Here is a 15,408-nt window from a genome sequence, read left to right as displayed (position 1 = left end):
AAAAGCACGTCACCCTTTCTCATTAACATAAGAGAATAGTAACGTGCTTTTTAGTTTAAGAATAGTCTAAATCCTTAAGTTGATGGATGTGTGGCGGTCCCCCATGTCCATCAACTCAAGAGATTCTAATACCCCCCAAGCATCAAAAGATGTTATTTTTTCTAACAAGCTAGATTAGAAAGGATGACGTTTTCTTATGAATCATTCAAGATGAACTACAACCATTTGCGGAAGGATTACAACGATATGTGCACCTGTGTTTTCAGAAGAAATAGCCTATTCTTGGTCCATTGGAGAAGTAATGTTATCTTTATATGTATCAATATAAATATTTCCATTTGCAGCAAGTACAGCATACGTAACATCTTTGTAGCGAAGGTTACGTTTTTTTAGTTCACATTGTAACCCTAACTCTGTCTGATTGTTTTGCCTTAGGTTTTCTGTCATAATTTCTCCATCCATAATTAGCTCGATGGGGAGTTTAGACTCTTTTTTTATCGGTATATTTAAATCTTGTTTTGTAACATTACGATATTCAGGTTTTTTCAAAACAGATATCTTACCATTTGTTTCAACTATGACATAAAGAACTTCTTCAATGTTGAAAATACCATTCTCTCTTAATTGTTGGTTTAAATAATCTAGAGAATAGCGCATTTTCCGCATATTATTTTCTAAAATTTTCCCATTTTCAATAATGACTGTCGGATTTCCAGCAAATATTTTTCTGCCTATCCGACTTTTCATGGATATATAACTAACCATTAGAATGATAAATACTAAAATAAGAAAAGCGATGACTGCATGATGAGTTTTTACATTTAAATTAAATGCCAAATTTGCAATAATACTTCCGATAGAGATAGCACCAATAAAATCAAAGGTATTCATTTCAGCGATAATTTGCTTTCCTAATATTTTAGCTCCGATAAATAAAATCGAGAAAGATAACAGTGTTCTCAAAATAATCTCTATATGTTCAGACACAAGTAGCGCCTCCTTTTGGGATTGCATGTTCGTATTATAATAATTTATATAAGGATAGTATGTATCATTGTAAAAGAATTTATTATGTTCAATAGCATTAAATAGTTCATGTAGATGAATTAATCTCGGTTCTGTTGCCAAGTTTCTCAAGAGATAAAAAGAGACATGAATGTAAGAGGAAATATAATGATGTTGAATGTTTTAATAAGGAGTACATTTTTTGAAATCAAATAAAATAATAATTATCAAAAAGAGATTGGATTCCCTTAAAGAGTATTAACTAGATAAATATGAACTGATTTGAATTACCGGGATATGTTTTCTACCTACAAAATCATGTATCACTCTCACCTATCCAGAAAATCATAACTTTTTAAACTGGTGATTTCTTTGAGGAAAAACAATCATGTACCGACAGGTATTAATATTTTAAGAACGTCCCTAAAATATATTTTTGGTGTTTTTAAATTAAATGAGAAGTGAATATGATGTGCATTTTTTTCTTATTATCTAAATAAGGGTTTCTTAAATTACTTATATAAAAGCTAATGGACGAGTATTAATACTTATGAAGTAACTTTTATCTGATAAGAAAGGGGCATCAGATTTATGAACAACCTTAATTTCCTTTGTGAACAATTTGCTAAAATTCTTAATGGGAAAAGCAACATAAATCAGGGTGTTTGTTCTGTCTCCTTGCGTCGTAATATTAAAGTGTTTGTTCAAGGACGACCAAGCACCTCAGTGATACCGGTTGGGATATCTTTTGAATCGTTAGATCAAAATGGCAATGCGTTGAACTTTGGAGAAATCGCTATTTTACAAGAAGAAATCCCTTTATTTATGCAATCAATTGTTCAACAAGGGATTATTGTTAGCGCCTTACATAATCATTGGTTATATATGAAACCATTGATTATGTATATTCATATCCAATCTGTTGAACCACCATTGAGTTTTGCAAAAAAATTGGCAAATTCCTTTTCGGTTTTAAGTAGTTATCCAATTACTGATAACGGGAGCTAATGTTAAGTAGATCATATTTATTCATTTCCTATATCGAGAATCATGTGAACAAAAAATGCCCTCCAGCTAAGTGATCTGGAAAGCATTTTTATGAATTTCTAGATACATTGAATTTCGATAACAGGAATTATGTAAATGAGCTGTCCATATGGGCGGCTTATTGTATTTGTTGCTTAGCATAGGGGTTTTCCGAAATGCTGGTGGTACCACATAGCCATCAAGCTAAAATTTTTTAGTACCCCCACTTCAAACAGTCCGTTAGGACGTTAAGTGGCGGGTAGTTCACCTCCACATACTGCTTGTCCGTTATAACCACTGTTTTCTAAATCAGGCATTTCGTTTGCAATAAATCCGTTGATAAGCAATTCAAAGGATTGACGAAGTTCTTGATTATTAGGAAGGACTTCTTTTGACTGTAATAAGTCAAAGAAGTCCTTCCTAATAATCATTTGAATGCGCCCTTACACACGAACCGGTAGGATTAACTGCAAATTAGAATGAATTGTATCCTCTGCTCCCACTACCACAATAGGTCTCTGATTACTAATCATTTTTATCGCGATTTTTTCAGAAGATATCGTTTGTAGTGCTTGCAGCAGATATTCCACATTACAAGCCAATGTAAATGCCTCTACTTGATTACATGGAATTTCTACTTCAATGTTTACAACTTTTAGATGGTACGGCATACGGCCATTGCTAAAAACATCCCCTACACAAATTGTCCAAAGACTCGTTTCAATTTCAGTTACAACATTCATTATATATGCTCCTCTGCAGATTAATAAAAAAGACATTGAACAAATTCGTCCAATGTCTTTTTCCCTCTTATATATTCTTTAACTCAAAGTACAATTTTCCAGGTTTTCCATACATGTTAATTTCATTTTGATATACGACAGCTAATTGCTGAGACATCTCAATGCTTTCCATATAGGATAAAGAAGCAGCTGCTTCTATTTTTTCTTTAATTTCATTAGGAATAACTGCGTAAGATAAGCTATCCATTTTACTTCCTAATTTAGTATCTGTAGCAGCCTCATAATAAATTTCGGTAATTAAGACCTCATTATCATCTGGATCATACATATATCCTCGGTTAACTGTAATCATATTAAAGTACTCCTCTCAAGTTTCACATTCTAATCCCTTGTGCTTTTAGCATTGCAACAAGTATCTTACGTATATAAATACTCTAGTTCTTAATTTTTATATTCCATTCTTTATCTAGTTTACTATAAATTAGAAATTAATCTCTTTCTTTGCTGTCAAATTCAAAAATCTTTAACAATAGTAAGAGTCGATAAAAACCTGGTAAGTGTTTTTCTCCATAATAGAAATAGAATTCCTGCGATTCTTTTTTATAAGAAAATTGTACACCTAAGTGTGCAGGAAACGACTTTTAATGGGTTCGGTGATTTCTTTATTTTGAAAGGTTAATATAAGTTCCCCTAGTGATAATGCTAGTTCATGTTTCATCATAAATATCTCCTTTTCCAAATAAAAAAATCACAAATCATGTGCTATTTCTTCACAGTATTTTTTAGTTATAATACCTAAATATCTAGCCTTCTCATTCTTGCTTAGTTTAGTATCTCTACTACAGTACAAGGACATGTTGTAAAGCGCTTCTCTTTAGAGATTTCTTGTAAAAATTTAGTAACAGGATAACCATTGTACAGAACCTGAATATGCTCTGAGAGGCCCGTTATTTGAATGAATAACTCATTTAAGTCTGTACAATTGTGATTTGTTTCTAATAAATAGTACCCAGCTGCCTCATATGAATTTCGAGCATAAATTACTCTCATAAACTCTTTCGAACTTCCTATCTTGTAAAATTTCATTTTATCTCTCCTCTTAATTAAACAAAAAAATCACAAAATAAGTGCTTTTTCATTTAGCATATTATTAGCCCCGAAGGTCTATTTACATGTGCTTCCTAACTTAAAGACAACACAAAAAGGGCTTCTTCAAGTCGATTAAAATGTGCATAGCAAAATAAGCTATATATACACTAATCGGCTCAAAGAAGCCCTTTCATAATTGAAACAAGAACACAACTTGCTTCTACAACTCAACCACAACACATAAGGTGTGGGAATAAACGGAATCAATTAAACAATAAATATAAATTTATATTAAACTATTTTTATATTATATTCAATTGTTTTTAATGAAATGAAGATAAGAAGGAATTTATTATGCAGATGTTATATGTATTGTATAATAATACCTCTGTTTCCCCTGCTATAAATCCCCTCTTATTTTCATTTCTTGGTGTTACTTCATATACTGCATTTCAAAATATAGTTTTTCTGGCTTTTGATGTTGGTCTAAATAACAAAGTATTTCTTTAATGGTTTCTGCTTCAACTTCAACAGTCTCCATGTAGGACATACTTTCAGTTTCTTGGACCTTTTGAAAAATAGCAGTAGGTAGTTTAACCGCATCGAACACACCCATTTTGCTTCCTAGCTTTTGTTCTGATGTAGCATCGTAGAAAATTTCATTAACAATTACCTTATTATCATCTGGATTGTACATGTACCCTCTTTGTATACGTAGCAATGTATTACTCCTTTCTTACATATTCTATTTCAACAATAATTACATCTGCATATATCATTATTGTTGAAACAGGCATCAAACAATATTATTTCGTAAAATCCATACTTTGTATAGAGGTAGATACAGGATAATTAGTTTTCGTAATTTATTTTTGAATATTTCGTCCTTTTTTAAACGTTTCTTTTAAAAAAAGAGAAGCTAATATTCTTTTACGAATGGCTTCTCTGAAAAAAATGTAACTTATTTCTTTTTTAAACGAAGTTACACCCACCACATCTGTGAAGGGTTTTCTTCAATTAAAATAGATTGAAGATTTTTTGTGGCACGTTTAAATCCCTCTTGAATAGACATGAGTGGATCTTCGTGTTCGATACTTACAACATAATCATATCCATATGTACGAAGTGCACTCATCATTTGCGACCATTCTTCTAAGCTATGACCACAGCCAACAGAACGGAATGTCCAAGCTCTTGTTTTCAGTTCACCGTAGGGCTGCATGTCTGTTAAACCATACATATTTACATTATCTTGATCGATGTAAGTGTCTTTTGCATGAAAGTGATAAATTGCATTTTCTTTCATTAATAACTTAATAGCAGCGACAGGGTCAATTCCTTGCCACCATAAATGACTAGGGTCTAAGTTAGCACCTATCGCATTGCATGTTTCTTCACGTAGTTTTAGTAATGTATATGGCGTATGTACTAAGAAACCACCGTGAAGTTCTAAACCAATTTTTACACCATGTTCTTTTGCAAATTCACCAACTTGTTTCCAATAAGGAATGAGCTTTTCTTCCCATTGCCATTTTAAAATATCATTGTATTCATTTGGCCATGGTGCAACAGGCCAATTCGGGTATTTTGCGCTTTCATGGTCACCTGCTACGCCTGAAAAACAATTCACAACAGGTACGTCTAGTAGTGAAGCTAGTTGAATGGTTTTTAACAATGTTTCATGAGATTCTGTTGCAAAAGCAGCATCTGGGGATAATGGATTTCCGTGACAACTAAAAGCGCTAATGATTAAGTCTCTTTTTTGTACATGTTCTATATATACGCTTCTGGCTTGTTCACTTTCTAATAATACATCTAAGTTACAGTGCGAACCTCCAGGATAACAACCTGTACCAATTTCTACTGCATGCAAACCGGCTGCTTGTACATAATCAAGCATTTCTTCAAATTCCATGTGAGAGAAAAGTGTTGTAAATACTCCTAATTTCATTTATCTTCCCGTCCCTTCTTCATGTGTGTTACTACTTTCGTAAATTGCATCAATAATTTGCGATACTTGCAGCGATTCCTCAGGCTTTACAATTAATTCTTCATCGTATAAGCAAGCTTTTACAAAGTTTTCTGCTTGCAAAATTCCAGGATCGCCGTTATTTGCTATCCAGACTGGTTCACTATTTAATATCATATTATGTTTTATTGTATATAATTCAATTGGAAAAACATTTATTCCACCGTTTACTCCGGAAATACTCACATGTTCTTCATCATTTTTAATATTTGCTGCCCAAGAAGTTTCAAATAACAATGATGCCCCATTTTCAAACTTTATATATGCGGTAACATGATCATCAACTTGAAACGTTTTATAATCATATTCTCCCCACATATTTACTTGATTTGGTTGCTTACTAACGGCATTATAGACACTACCAATGACTTCTGTTTGTTTTGGATTTCCAATTAACCAAAGTGCTAAATCAAGAAGATGACAACCGTAATCTATTAAACTTCCTCCGCCTTGTAATTCTTTATTTGTGAAAACGCCCCAGCCTGGTACTTTTCGGCGACGGAGTGCTTTTACACGAACAACAAGAGGTGTGCCAATCTCACCTATCATCATTTGTTTTGCAACTTGCGACTCTTTCATGTAACGATAATGATAAGCGATAGCAAGTTTTTTACCGTTGTTTTTTGCAGATTCTATCATTTTTTCGCATTCTGCCGCTGCTAAAGCCATCGGTTTTTCGCATAATACATGTTTCCCTGCTTGTAATGCTGCGATAGAAATCTCAGCATGAAACTTATTAGGTGTACAAATACAAACAGCATCAACTTCTTTAAAGACTTCTTCATAGGTTTCAAATACATAAGGAATGTTATATGTTTCAGCGATTTGTTTTGCGTGTTCTATGTTTCTATCATGTATAGCCGTAATCGTACAATATTGATGTAATTTTACAAATGCAGGGATATGGCGACCTTGTGCAATTCCTCCGGCCCCTATTATTCCAATGCGTAGTTTCTTCATGTCTTCACCTTTTCTCATAATGGAATTGTAACAATTTGTTTTGCTTCACTGGATTGTATGGCTGCTAAAATGACTTCTAACGATTTCATTCCTTCTACACCATTAATTAACGGCTCTTTATCAGAAAGGATAGACTCTACAAACTGCTCAATTACATGTGAATTACTTTGACCAACTGCAGCATTCGATTGAATTTTATCAAGCTCATATTTTACAACTTCACCATTTTTATATTGAAGAATGAGTGAGTAAGTCGGATCATCTTCTAGTCGAAGAGTGGCCTTTTCACCATAAATAATTGTTGAATTATCTTCTTTGCTAACGTAAGACCAACTTGCTGCAAGTGTTCCGATAATGCCACTTTCGCTTTTCAACATACATACAGCACAATCATCTACATTCGAAAATGTTTTTGCGCTCGTCTCAACAAAGGCACCAACTTCTGTAATTTCTTCATTAAGAATATACCGAATTAAATCCGCTTTATGTACACCTAAATCACCCATTGCACCAAGAAACGCTTCATCTTTTTTAAAGAACCAGCTCTCTTTTCCATCTACACTCCAATTTTCAGGACCACTATGACCAAATGCTGTACGGAAGCTATATATTTTTCCGATTTCTCCATTTTCAATCAATTGTTTTGCCTTTTGGTGAGAAGTAACAAATCGCTGGTTATGACCAATCATTAACTTTTTACCGCTTTTTTCAGCAGCTTCAATCATCATTTCCGCATCTTTTTTTGACGTCGCCATTGGCTTTTCACATAGTACATGGATACCCGATTGTAAAGCAACGATAGAAATTGATGCATGTAAATCATTTGGTGTACATACACTCACTGCATCTAACTCTTCACAATTGATAAGCTCGTTATAGTCAGTGTACATATTTACACCATACTTATTGGCAACTTCTTTTGCGCGCTTTTTATTACTGTCACAAACAGCCACAATCTGTACATATGGGTTTGCTTCGTATTCTGGTAAATGACGATACTGTGCGATGCTTCCGCAGCCAATAACACCTACTTTTAAAATATTCACTATCATAGCCTCCTTTTGCTTGATTTAAAATTATTATAGAAATTTTTTCACTGAAAAAATATGCTATATATCGTTATGTTTTTATCAAAAGTTGCCTTTTTCTATAAGAAATAAGGCAACTTACTTATCGCATTTTGATAAAGGTGTTATATTCCTAATAAGGAGGTGTAAACGTCTATGTCAGAAGGAATTTGTAATAAGCTTGCTGAAGCAATTGAAGAAAAGGTTATTTATCAAAATCCATTACTATTTTTAAAAGTATGGGACATTGTTATGGAAACCTCTTATAATAATCAAATTGAGAGTGCCCCTTGGCATTATCATGAAGAGATTGAGTTTCTAGCAATTATAGAAGGATATTTAGGTATACAAAATAAAGATAAGTATATTGTTCTTGGCCCTGGAGATGTTTTTATTTTTGGGAAATCTGAGTTGCATCGGTCACATAAACCTTCTGCAGGTTCGTTACACTACGTTGTGTTTCAAGTAAATTTAAAACAACACTTTGACCGAAGCATTATACAATATTTACATTGCTTTTCAGAACAAACAAAATCCTTAAATGAGTTAAACTATATTTTTGAACAAAATGAAGTGGTGAAACATGAGGCTTATGCTCTTATTACAGAAATCTTTACAGAATCAAAAGTGAAAATGAACGGATATGAAATCGCAATTAGTGCTGCCATTAAGAAATTACTTTTATTACTAGTAAGAAATGACACACATAACATATTAAATTATAGTGAACAAGACGACTTTGCTCGTTTAAAACCAGTACTTGATTATGTAGAAGATCATTTAGGAGAAAAGATAACCGTAACCAAAGCATGTGCATTAATAAATTTAAGCTATCATTATTTCATCAAATACTTTAAAAGAATTATGGGTATTTCCTTTTTAGATTATGTGAATTATAAGCGCATCAAACAAGCTGAAAGTTTATTAATAACAAGTGACCTTAGTATTACAGATGTCGGATGCGAAGTTGGAATTGCAAACATGTCACAGTTTTATAAGTTGTTTAAAAAAGAAAATAACTGTTTACCGAAAGAGTTTAAGCAGCGAATACAAAGCATTGAACTACCCCCACTTTCACTTCGTTTAGAAGTGGAGGATTCCTAAGTAAAGAGTTCTATCGAACTCTAATTTATTAGGCTATCCCCGCAGTCCTTGCGGTTAGAAGCTGTATTGCTTCATTCTTTAGATTGATACTTGCGTTAATATCCCTATCATGGTGTGTACGACAAGAAGGGCAGTCCCATTTACGTAGGTTTAGGTTTTTAACGTCTTTGTTTTGATATCCACAACAAGAGCATAATTGGCTTGAAGCAAATGTTTTCGATACGACAATGACTTGTTTGCTGTACCATTTTGCTTTATATTCCAACATGGTTCAAAACTGTGACCATGATACCTCACTAATTGCTTTTGCTAACTTATGATTCTTTAGTATATTCGATACTTGCAAATCTTCTATACCGATAACATCGTGGTTTTTGATGATTTCAAATGATAAAACACGCAAATCATCTCTATTTGTAAAAGTAAACAAGCCACCCTTTAAAAGAAAGCAATAGCTTGTAAGGATGGCTTAGTTTGTTGCGAATAGCTTTGTATTTAATTGTTTAATCTCCCCTTCTGCAAGAGGCTGATAAAAAGCATGTTGTAATCCTTGAGAATGTAAGGTTTCTCCTATACATAGCAATACTTTACCAGGAATTAAATCAAGTAGTAGATCATTATTAATTTGCTTTGCCTGTTTTTCAGTAGAAACATAAACAACTAAGATTGTAGGATTATTCCCTAAGTCTTGCATAATAACATCTTTCCCTGACTCTACAAAAGTCTTCCATCTAGCGATAATCCGCTTTAATCGATCCTTTGTATCTGATAATAAGGTGGAGTATACAACAAAATTAAATTTACGATCTTCTCCACCGCTTACTACAAAACTTAAAGGAGGGGTAAAAACCCCTTTACTTATAGATGGATGCATAATATGCCCCACAAAGGACGGAGCATAGCGTAGATGGCAGAGTAAGTCTATATCATGCCAATAACGTAGGTGAACGTATTTGCCGTGATTATCAAGGCGCTCCGGAGCAAAGTAAAACATATTTCCTTGCCAGTACTTTAAGAGCTTAAACCCATTATCGGATAACGTATAAGCCTCCTCAAGAATTTCCATATCAAAATTCTCTACTTGCCATTTTTCAATGAGACGATAGTAAAGTAGTCCTTGAAGTGCATCATTAATTCTCTTACGCGAAAACTTATCTTTGAATAGATATAATAAATGATTAAAACGAACAGATGTATGAATACCGATGAAAGTTAGTATTGCATGCTGTTCTTCTGTTAAACGCTGCTTAAACGTAACTAATTCGTCATAGGAATGGAATACATAGGTTTTATCCAGACTATGTATCCGATATACCTGAAGTCCCTGTGCGTCCTCATTTGATAAATGTGGGACGGAAGGGAGATATGGAGACATTTGATTCTCTATTGTACGCATAGTCATTCATTAAAATTGAAAGATTGCAGAACTAGATTTTTTACTTTGGCCTTGAGGATAATTTAAAATACGTACAGTTCCTCTGCGATTTTTTGGATCAATATTAAGCAGCTCACATGTAACGATTGTTTGGTTAATTGCATCTTCTGGAGTTGGATTGGCAAGATTACGGCTCTTTAAGCCTTTAAACTGAATACCTGGTGCAACTTCTACGAAAATACCAGCAATGGCATCTACACCTACAATTTTACCTACAAAACGGTCACGTCGTTTCTTAAGATCTAATAGCTTTTCCATTGGATCTGTTTCTAGTTTCTTTTTATTTCCTCTAAATTCATAGCGGCCGTTCTTTTCTACTACTTTATCGATAATGAGCTCTACAACATCACCAATAATAATATCCTCCGGACGTACAAATGAATGTGACCAATGTGAGTACCTTACCCCTATAGTTACACCATGGACTTCAACCAGAACGGTTTGTGCAGTTGGAATATGACCTGAAACTGTTCCTGTGTATACTTTATTCCCACCTTGTGAGGTTACTTCATCATATAATCTTTTTTGTAATGCAAGCTCTCCTGCTGTGATTGATACAACGGCAAAGTTCCCTTCCTCTGTCTTTTGGAAATGCTCAATGATAACAGGTTTTGTTTTACCAACTAGCCATTGAGGATTTTTAGGAATTGTTATCCCTGCCTCTGTAATAGGGCAATATGCAGTTGTATGGGTACCAATTTGCATCGTAAGTACGGGTATGCGTTCTGATTTACCATTTTTAGTTGGGAACAACTTTTCAGAGACTACTGTAATTAAGCCTTTACCTATAATACGTTCCCGTTTCATACGAGCTAACTCTTCTAATTCATGCTCACGTACTCGTTCAAATTGGTTGAAGTTTGTTTCTACTGGTGTGTCCTCTGCTGTGATTTCTTGTTCAAAAGCCATTCCTAGTTCTTCTGCAACGTGTGTTGTTTCTTTCTCTACTGTCATCCTATTTTTCCTCCTAGAACGTAAAAAAGGACACACCTGTACCGTTGGAATGGTACGTAAGGTGTGTCCTTCACGTAAGTTATAGTTTATTTATATAGTTATTAATTCTAATATAATGGTATTTAAAAAATTTTGCAAGTATATAATTAATATGAGTTTAATAGAAAAATTGTAAGTAGAAATATTATTAAATCTATAATACAAGTACATTAAGTAGAGGAATAAAAAAACAGTAACAATCCCCGCTGTACCAATAATTACCAATTGATCTCTATATATAAAATACTGACAAAATATTCCATTATTAATACAAATATGTTATTTTTTGGTTGAACGATAATAAAGGAGGATGATTTAATTGTTAAAGAAAAGTATTATAACTAGTCTTTCAACTTCATTACTGGCAATACCTATTTTAGTAGGATTTACCCCGTCTGCTTCAGCCGAAATGGAACCTCAAAACACATATGAAATTGAAATTTTAGATGAAAATGCTGTATTAAATCCAGCAAATTTCGGTGTTCAAGAACCAAAACTTTTATGTGCTACTTGTAATCAGTATAAAAGTAGTATCGTTTCTGAATCCTTAGTTTCTAGAACGTATAAGGGAACTGTTACATTAAGTAGTACTTCGACACTGTCAGGAGAGATATCATTTTCATATAAAGGAGCTATGGTTAAACTTGGAGGCTCTAAAGTGAATTCATCAAGCCGTAAATTCAAAGAGTATTCTGTAGTAAAAGATTATCGTATAAGAGTTAAAACATATAATCCAATTGGACAGCTTATTTCTGACGAAACAGTAAATAAGAGAATTACAACTCTTGATAGAGTACCAGTTTAAAAGAAAGCCCTTTGTAAAAAGGGCTCTTTCAAATAATACTGGTTAAGTTCCATAGACAGTGGATAAAAAATGGTGCTAATAATGAATTTGTTTTTTTATATATAAAACTAGTTACAACACTCAATATAAATGGAAAAATACGATACTCCATTGGCATACTATGTAATGAGGCAAAAATAATGGATACTATGCAGATACTAAGCCAAAATGGAATGTAACACTCTAATGTATCTAATACAATTCTTTTAAAAAACATCTCTTCCCAAAATGGTGTCATAATAACCACGCCTAAAATAACTATAGCTATGTGGGTCATGGATGTAATCTGTATTGTCTCGGTATCTATTGCTTGATCTTTTATAACGATTAAATTCCCTGTCTGTGATAAAACAAATATTATGATATATCCCCCAAATACATATAAGTAATTTTTAAAGTCGACAAAAAACGACCAATGAATTTTTTGTAGCATATACTGCCTTACCTTTTTAGGAAGAAAAAACATTATCAAAAAAATCAGAGTTATTATAAAAGAATCACTCATTTGAGTATATATTGTAATATTAAACAAATATTCAAAGAACCTCAAAAGTAAAACTATGCCTATAAAAATTAAGGTACAATACAATAAATCCTTAGATTTTTTGATATCCATCGGCCCCCCTGTTATTAATTTCAATTTGTGTATATTTTTTACATATCTATTAGTTTTATTTTATCATATTTTAGGTAGTATGGGTTCTATGAAATTATCAATTAAAAAACTCGTCTAATTCTTTGCTCATCACGTTAGATGTATTTTTCTTAGGTTGTTCATTTCTATATGACAGTGGCTGTGCACCACTATACTTATTTTTCTGTTGAGCCTTGAGGCGTTCTTGACGTTCTTTATAGGTCATACGGCTATACTCTTGTTGCTCTTCAGTGTTTTTTGTGTTTTCTACCATGTTTTTTTCTAAGTTTTTATGAACAGTAGCACTAATTGATTCGTAAACTTTTGCAACTTCGTCATCTAGTTTGTTTTCTTCTGTAAAATCTACTGCTTCTATAACTGGAATCAGCTTTTCACCAATATCTGTTTCTGATTCTTCCGCTATTTGCAGTGTATTTACTTCTTCTTGTAACTCTTCTTGGAATGGTTCGGTTCTAACTGAAAGCTCCGTCTCAATTGAAGCATCTGTGTTCCACTCTTGTTCCATTATAGAAATGGATAAACCTTTGTTAAGTTCGGCCACATCCATATCTATTTCATAGGAATCTACTATATCCTCTGGCTTTAGCTCAATTACTTCCTTGATTATTTCTTCAACTACCTCTTCATGTATTTCAGGTGTTATACATTCCAACTTTTGTTGCGTGTCTATGTCATTTAAGACTCCATGACGTTGTAAGGCATCTAGTAAGCGTGAGGCACGTGTAGAACCAATATTAAATTTATCCTGCAATGCCGATAGGGAAGCCGCCCTGGACTGCTTCACAAAAATTACAACATCATCATATAAGATATCTTTAAAAAAGCTTGTCTCTTCAAGCGCGGCCTCCTTGTCTTCGCTTGGAATGGCTACTTCTTGAGGAATACTTTTATCGGAATTTGTTTCGTACAAGACGGTAGAATTTATATCAGACGCCTCTGGCGATAGTGGACTACTATTGTCTTTTGAAATTAGAACTTTACGAGGTTCTTTTCCTGTATAGGAGCTGACAACTAGATTTTGTTCTAACTTCTCAATTAATCGCGCTGTCTTCATATAGCCAATCCTAAATTTTCTTTGCAGCAGGGATGGCGAGACTTGCTGTGATTCAATTACGAAGCTTTTAATCTCTTCATATAGAGAAGTGTCCTCTTCATCTTTCTCGTTGTGGCTTGTCTGTTGTTCATTAGCAATGGATGTATTTGATACAACTATATCTTCGACTTCTTTTGTTTCAGGTTCAGATTTATTCTCCTTATAATTATCCAATGAGACAATTTGCTGTTGTCCCTCGTCTGTTCCTATAGAATTTTTCTGCTTCATCGTATCAATCTGTATAGGTGGTAATGGTTCTTTTGTTTTCATATTCTCCGCATCTACGTGCCTCATTGGATTTGCTTTAGTAATAGATTCCTTAATTAGAATGAGACGCTCATTTCCCCAATATTGCCCTAGTTTTTCGTCAACTTGAATAATCGCTTTAGCAAACTCTTCTTTGGGTACAAAATTACTTGTGATTTGTTGTACAGGCTGCACATGATTATCTTGTACGATACGAGCAGCACAAATAAATGCACCTTGTGCCATAATATCCCCTGGCGACATAACCACTTCTTTTGTTTTTTGATAGGTTGATCCTAAACGACTAACGGGATTCTCTTGCATAGGAGAAATGCCTTGTTCAGATTCAGATTCTTTAAATTCCTCTTTTTCGCCAAACATGTCAGAGAAAATCTTTGCATCATATGGCGTAACATCTCCAAATATCATTTTGTTACGGAATGAGCCCAGCAAGGTAAACATGTACTGCTCTGTGAAATCGAGAGCTAATTGAGATAGTGTTTGGCTTGCAATTGTCAGGATTACTTTATATTTACGAGATTGTGCAGGGAATTCTTTAAACGGGCGGACAACGTAATCTGGGAATTCATCGACAATTATATGGTGGTATGGTGAAACGTTTGGTTCTCTACGGAATACAGCATTCTGCATACTAAGTAAGACGAATTTTCCTAATACATTAGAAAGGTCTGCCAATTCCCCTTTTGCCGTATTTACTAATAAAATTCCACCTTGTTCTAAATGTACATCAAAATCGAAATCGGATTTACCAAATAAAACTCGTCGTATTAGTACGTTCGAAGCAAGGTCTTTTAAAATATTACGTAATCCTTTTACATATTCTTCTTCTCTATCATAATGCATGGGGTGCCCGCGGTATTTCCCTTTTTTATAAACCGCAGGTTCGCCTTGAGAATCTGTTTTTTCTCGAATTGTATTATCAAACCACTCATCTATCCCTTTTATAATTTTATATTCGTTGTTTTGGTCCCGCGAAGCAGTGCCAGTTTGAACAAAATCGTATAACCTTTCCACCTGTACTTTTAACAGTTTATGCATACGATGGACACGTTCTACATCATCGTAGGGTAAGCGCCCAACGCCTTTTCACATTACTGT

General features: G+C 33.7%; 15 protein-coding genes and 2 pseudogenes. 3 read left to right on the top strand and 14 right to left on the bottom strand.

The window, feature by feature from the left end; all coding sequences use genetic code 11:
* Positions 1-276: 276 nt before the first annotated feature.
* Positions 277-987 carry a DUF421 domain-containing protein gene (locus MR155_RS29340; RefSeq protein ID WP_151304175.1) on the bottom strand — a complete coding sequence of 237 codons (711 nt, stop codon included), beginning with the start codon at positions 985-987 and terminating at the stop codon, positions 277-279.
* 609 nt (positions 988-1,596) lie between these two features.
* Between MR155_RS29340 and MR155_RS29335 the strand changes: the two genes are divergently transcribed.
* Entirely contained in the window at positions 1,597-2,013 is a 417-nt protein-coding gene (locus MR155_RS29335) for a DUF1259 domain-containing protein (RefSeq protein WP_078205821.1), read from the top strand.
* 266 nt (positions 2,014-2,279) lie between these two features.
* Here the strand turns inward: MR155_RS29335 and MR155_RS29330 are convergent, their stop codons facing one another.
* The 8 genes from MR155_RS29330 to MR155_RS29295 form a co-directional block, all read right to left on the bottom strand.
* Entirely contained in the window at positions 2,280-2,462 is a 183-nt protein-coding gene (locus MR155_RS29330) for a hypothetical protein (protein ID WP_078205822.1), read from the bottom strand.
* Between the two features lie 12 nt (positions 2,463-2,474).
* Positions 2,475-2,774 (bottom strand): hypothetical protein, encoded by a 300-nt coding sequence (locus MR155_RS29325; RefSeq protein ID WP_078205823.1) that lies wholly within the window; start codon positions 2,772-2,774, stop codon positions 2,475-2,477.
* A gap of 67 nt (positions 2,775-2,841) precedes the next feature.
* Positions 2,842-3,126: a hypothetical protein gene (locus tag MR155_RS29320; RefSeq protein ID WP_078205634.1), complete on the bottom strand. Its 285-nt coding sequence runs from the start codon at positions 3,124-3,126 to the stop codon at positions 2,842-2,844.
* A 470-nt stretch (positions 3,127-3,596) separates the two neighbouring features.
* Positions 3,597-3,860 carry a hypothetical protein gene (locus MR155_RS29315; RefSeq protein ID WP_215561185.1) on the bottom strand — a complete coding sequence of 88 codons (264 nt, stop codon included), beginning with the start codon at positions 3,858-3,860 and terminating at the stop codon, positions 3,597-3,599.
* Between the two features lie 436 nt (positions 3,861-4,296).
* Positions 4,297-4,584, bottom strand: coding sequence for a hypothetical protein (locus tag MR155_RS29310; RefSeq protein ID WP_016096929.1), 288 nt, complete (start codon positions 4,582-4,584; stop codon positions 4,297-4,299).
* A 261-nt stretch (positions 4,585-4,845) separates the two neighbouring features.
* Complete coding sequence (locus MR155_RS29305) at positions 4,846-5,814, bottom strand: sugar phosphate isomerase/epimerase family protein (protein ID WP_078205631.1); 969 nt, start codon at positions 5,812-5,814, stop codon at positions 4,846-4,848.
* Complete coding sequence (locus tag MR155_RS29300; protein WP_434088125.1) at positions 5,815-6,852, bottom strand: Gfo/Idh/MocA family protein; 1,038 nt, start codon at positions 6,850-6,852, stop codon at positions 5,815-5,817.
* A 14-nt stretch (positions 6,853-6,866) separates the two neighbouring features.
* Entirely contained in the window at positions 6,867-7,898 is a 1,032-nt protein-coding gene (locus MR155_RS29295) for a Gfo/Idh/MocA family protein (RefSeq protein WP_002069438.1), read from the bottom strand.
* Positions 7,899-8,075: 177 nt separating this feature from the next.
* On the opposite strand from MR155_RS29295, the gene MR155_RS29290 reads away from it, so the two are divergent.
* Positions 8,076-9,023: a helix-turn-helix domain-containing protein gene (locus tag MR155_RS29290; protein ID WP_078205629.1), complete on the top strand. Its 948-nt coding sequence runs from the start codon at positions 8,076-8,078 to the stop codon at positions 9,021-9,023.
* 28 nt (positions 9,024-9,051) lie between these two features.
* Here MR155_RS29290 and MR155_RS29285 read toward each other — a convergent pair.
* From MR155_RS29285 to MR155_RS29275, 3 genes and pseudogenes are all read right to left on the bottom strand, one after another.
* Positions 9,052-9,417 (bottom strand): annotated as a pseudogene (locus MR155_RS29285) (RNA-guided endonuclease TnpB family protein); the annotation flags it as partial.
* 75 nt (positions 9,418-9,492) lie between these two features.
* Positions 9,493-10,419, bottom strand: a complete 927-nt coding sequence (locus tag MR155_RS29280) for a hypothetical protein (protein ID WP_033707477.1) — start codon at positions 10,417-10,419, stop codon at positions 9,493-9,495.
* A gap of 9 nt (positions 10,420-10,428) precedes the next feature.
* Entirely contained in the window at positions 10,429-11,412 is a 984-nt protein-coding gene (locus tag MR155_RS29275; RefSeq protein ID WP_242311880.1) for an RNA-binding protein, read from the bottom strand.
* Positions 11,413-11,770: 358 nt separating this feature from the next.
* On the opposite strand from MR155_RS29275, the gene MR155_RS29270 reads away from it, so the two are divergent.
* Entirely contained in the window at positions 11,771-12,256 is a 486-nt protein-coding gene (locus MR155_RS29270) for an LMxysn_1693 family intestinal colonization protein (RefSeq protein WP_242311878.1), read from the top strand.
* A gap of 28 nt (positions 12,257-12,284) precedes the next feature.
* On the opposite strand, the gene MR155_RS29265 is transcribed toward MR155_RS29270, so the two are convergent.
* Both MR155_RS29265 and MR155_RS29260 read right to left on the bottom strand, forming a co-directional pair.
* On the bottom strand, positions 12,285-12,911 hold the full coding sequence (locus MR155_RS29265) for a CPBP family intramembrane glutamic endopeptidase (protein ID WP_002069449.1): 627 nt from the start codon (positions 12,909-12,911) through the stop codon (positions 12,285-12,287).
* Positions 12,912-13,008: 97 nt separating this feature from the next.
* A pseudogene (locus MR155_RS29260) lies at positions 13,009-15,375 on the bottom strand (DNA translocase FtsK); the annotation flags it as partial.
* Positions 15,376-15,408 lie beyond the last annotated feature (33 nt).

It is taken from the genome of Bacillus cereus group sp. BfR-BA-01331, from assembly GCF_022663915.1.
GTDB classification, from domain to species: domain Bacteria; phylum Bacillota; class Bacilli; order Bacillales; family Bacillaceae_G; genus Bacillus_A; species Bacillus_A mycoides.
Note: the sequence above shows the minus strand (reverse complement) of the source record. Positions and strands in the feature narration are given on the sequence as shown.

Bases quoted from the DNA above. Each gene is read 5' to 3' on its own strand.
- MR155_RS29335 (WP_078205821.1), top strand. From the start codon at position 1,597: ATGAACAACCTTAATTTCCTTTGTGAACAATTTGCTAAAATTCTTAAT.
- MR155_RS29330 (WP_078205822.1), bottom strand. From the start codon at position 2,462: ATGATTATTAGGAAGGACTTCTTTGACTTATTACAGTCAAAAGAAGTC.
- MR155_RS29325 (WP_078205823.1), bottom strand. From the start codon at position 2,774: ATGAATGTTGTAACTGAAATTGAAACGAGTCTTTGGACAATTTGTGTA.
- MR155_RS29320 (WP_078205634.1), bottom strand. From the start codon at position 3,126: ATGATTACAGTTAACCGAGGATATATGTATGATCCAGATGATAATGAG.
- MR155_RS29315 (WP_215561185.1), bottom strand. From the start codon at position 3,860: ATGAAATTTTACAAGATAGGAAGTTCGAAAGAGTTTATGAGAGTAATT.
- MR155_RS29305 (WP_078205631.1), bottom strand. From the start codon at position 5,814: ATGAAATTAGGAGTATTTACAACACTTTTCTCTCACATGGAATTTGAA.
- MR155_RS29300 (WP_434088125.1), bottom strand. From the start codon at position 6,852: ATGAAGAAACTACGCATTGGAATAATAGGGGCCGGAGGAATTGCACAA.
- MR155_RS29290 (WP_078205629.1), top strand. From the start codon at position 8,076: ATGTCAGAAGGAATTTGTAATAAGCTTGCTGAAGCAATTGAAGAAAAG.
- MR155_RS29280 (WP_033707477.1), bottom strand. From the start codon at position 10,419: ATGCGTACAATAGAGAATCAAATGTCTCCATATCTCCCTTCCGTCCCA.
- MR155_RS29275 (WP_242311880.1), bottom strand. From the start codon at position 11,412: ATGACAGTAGAGAAAGAAACAACACACGTTGCAGAAGAACTAGGAATG.
- MR155_RS29265 (WP_002069449.1), bottom strand. From the start codon at position 12,911: ATGGATATCAAAAAATCTAAGGATTTATTGTATTGTACCTTAATTTTT.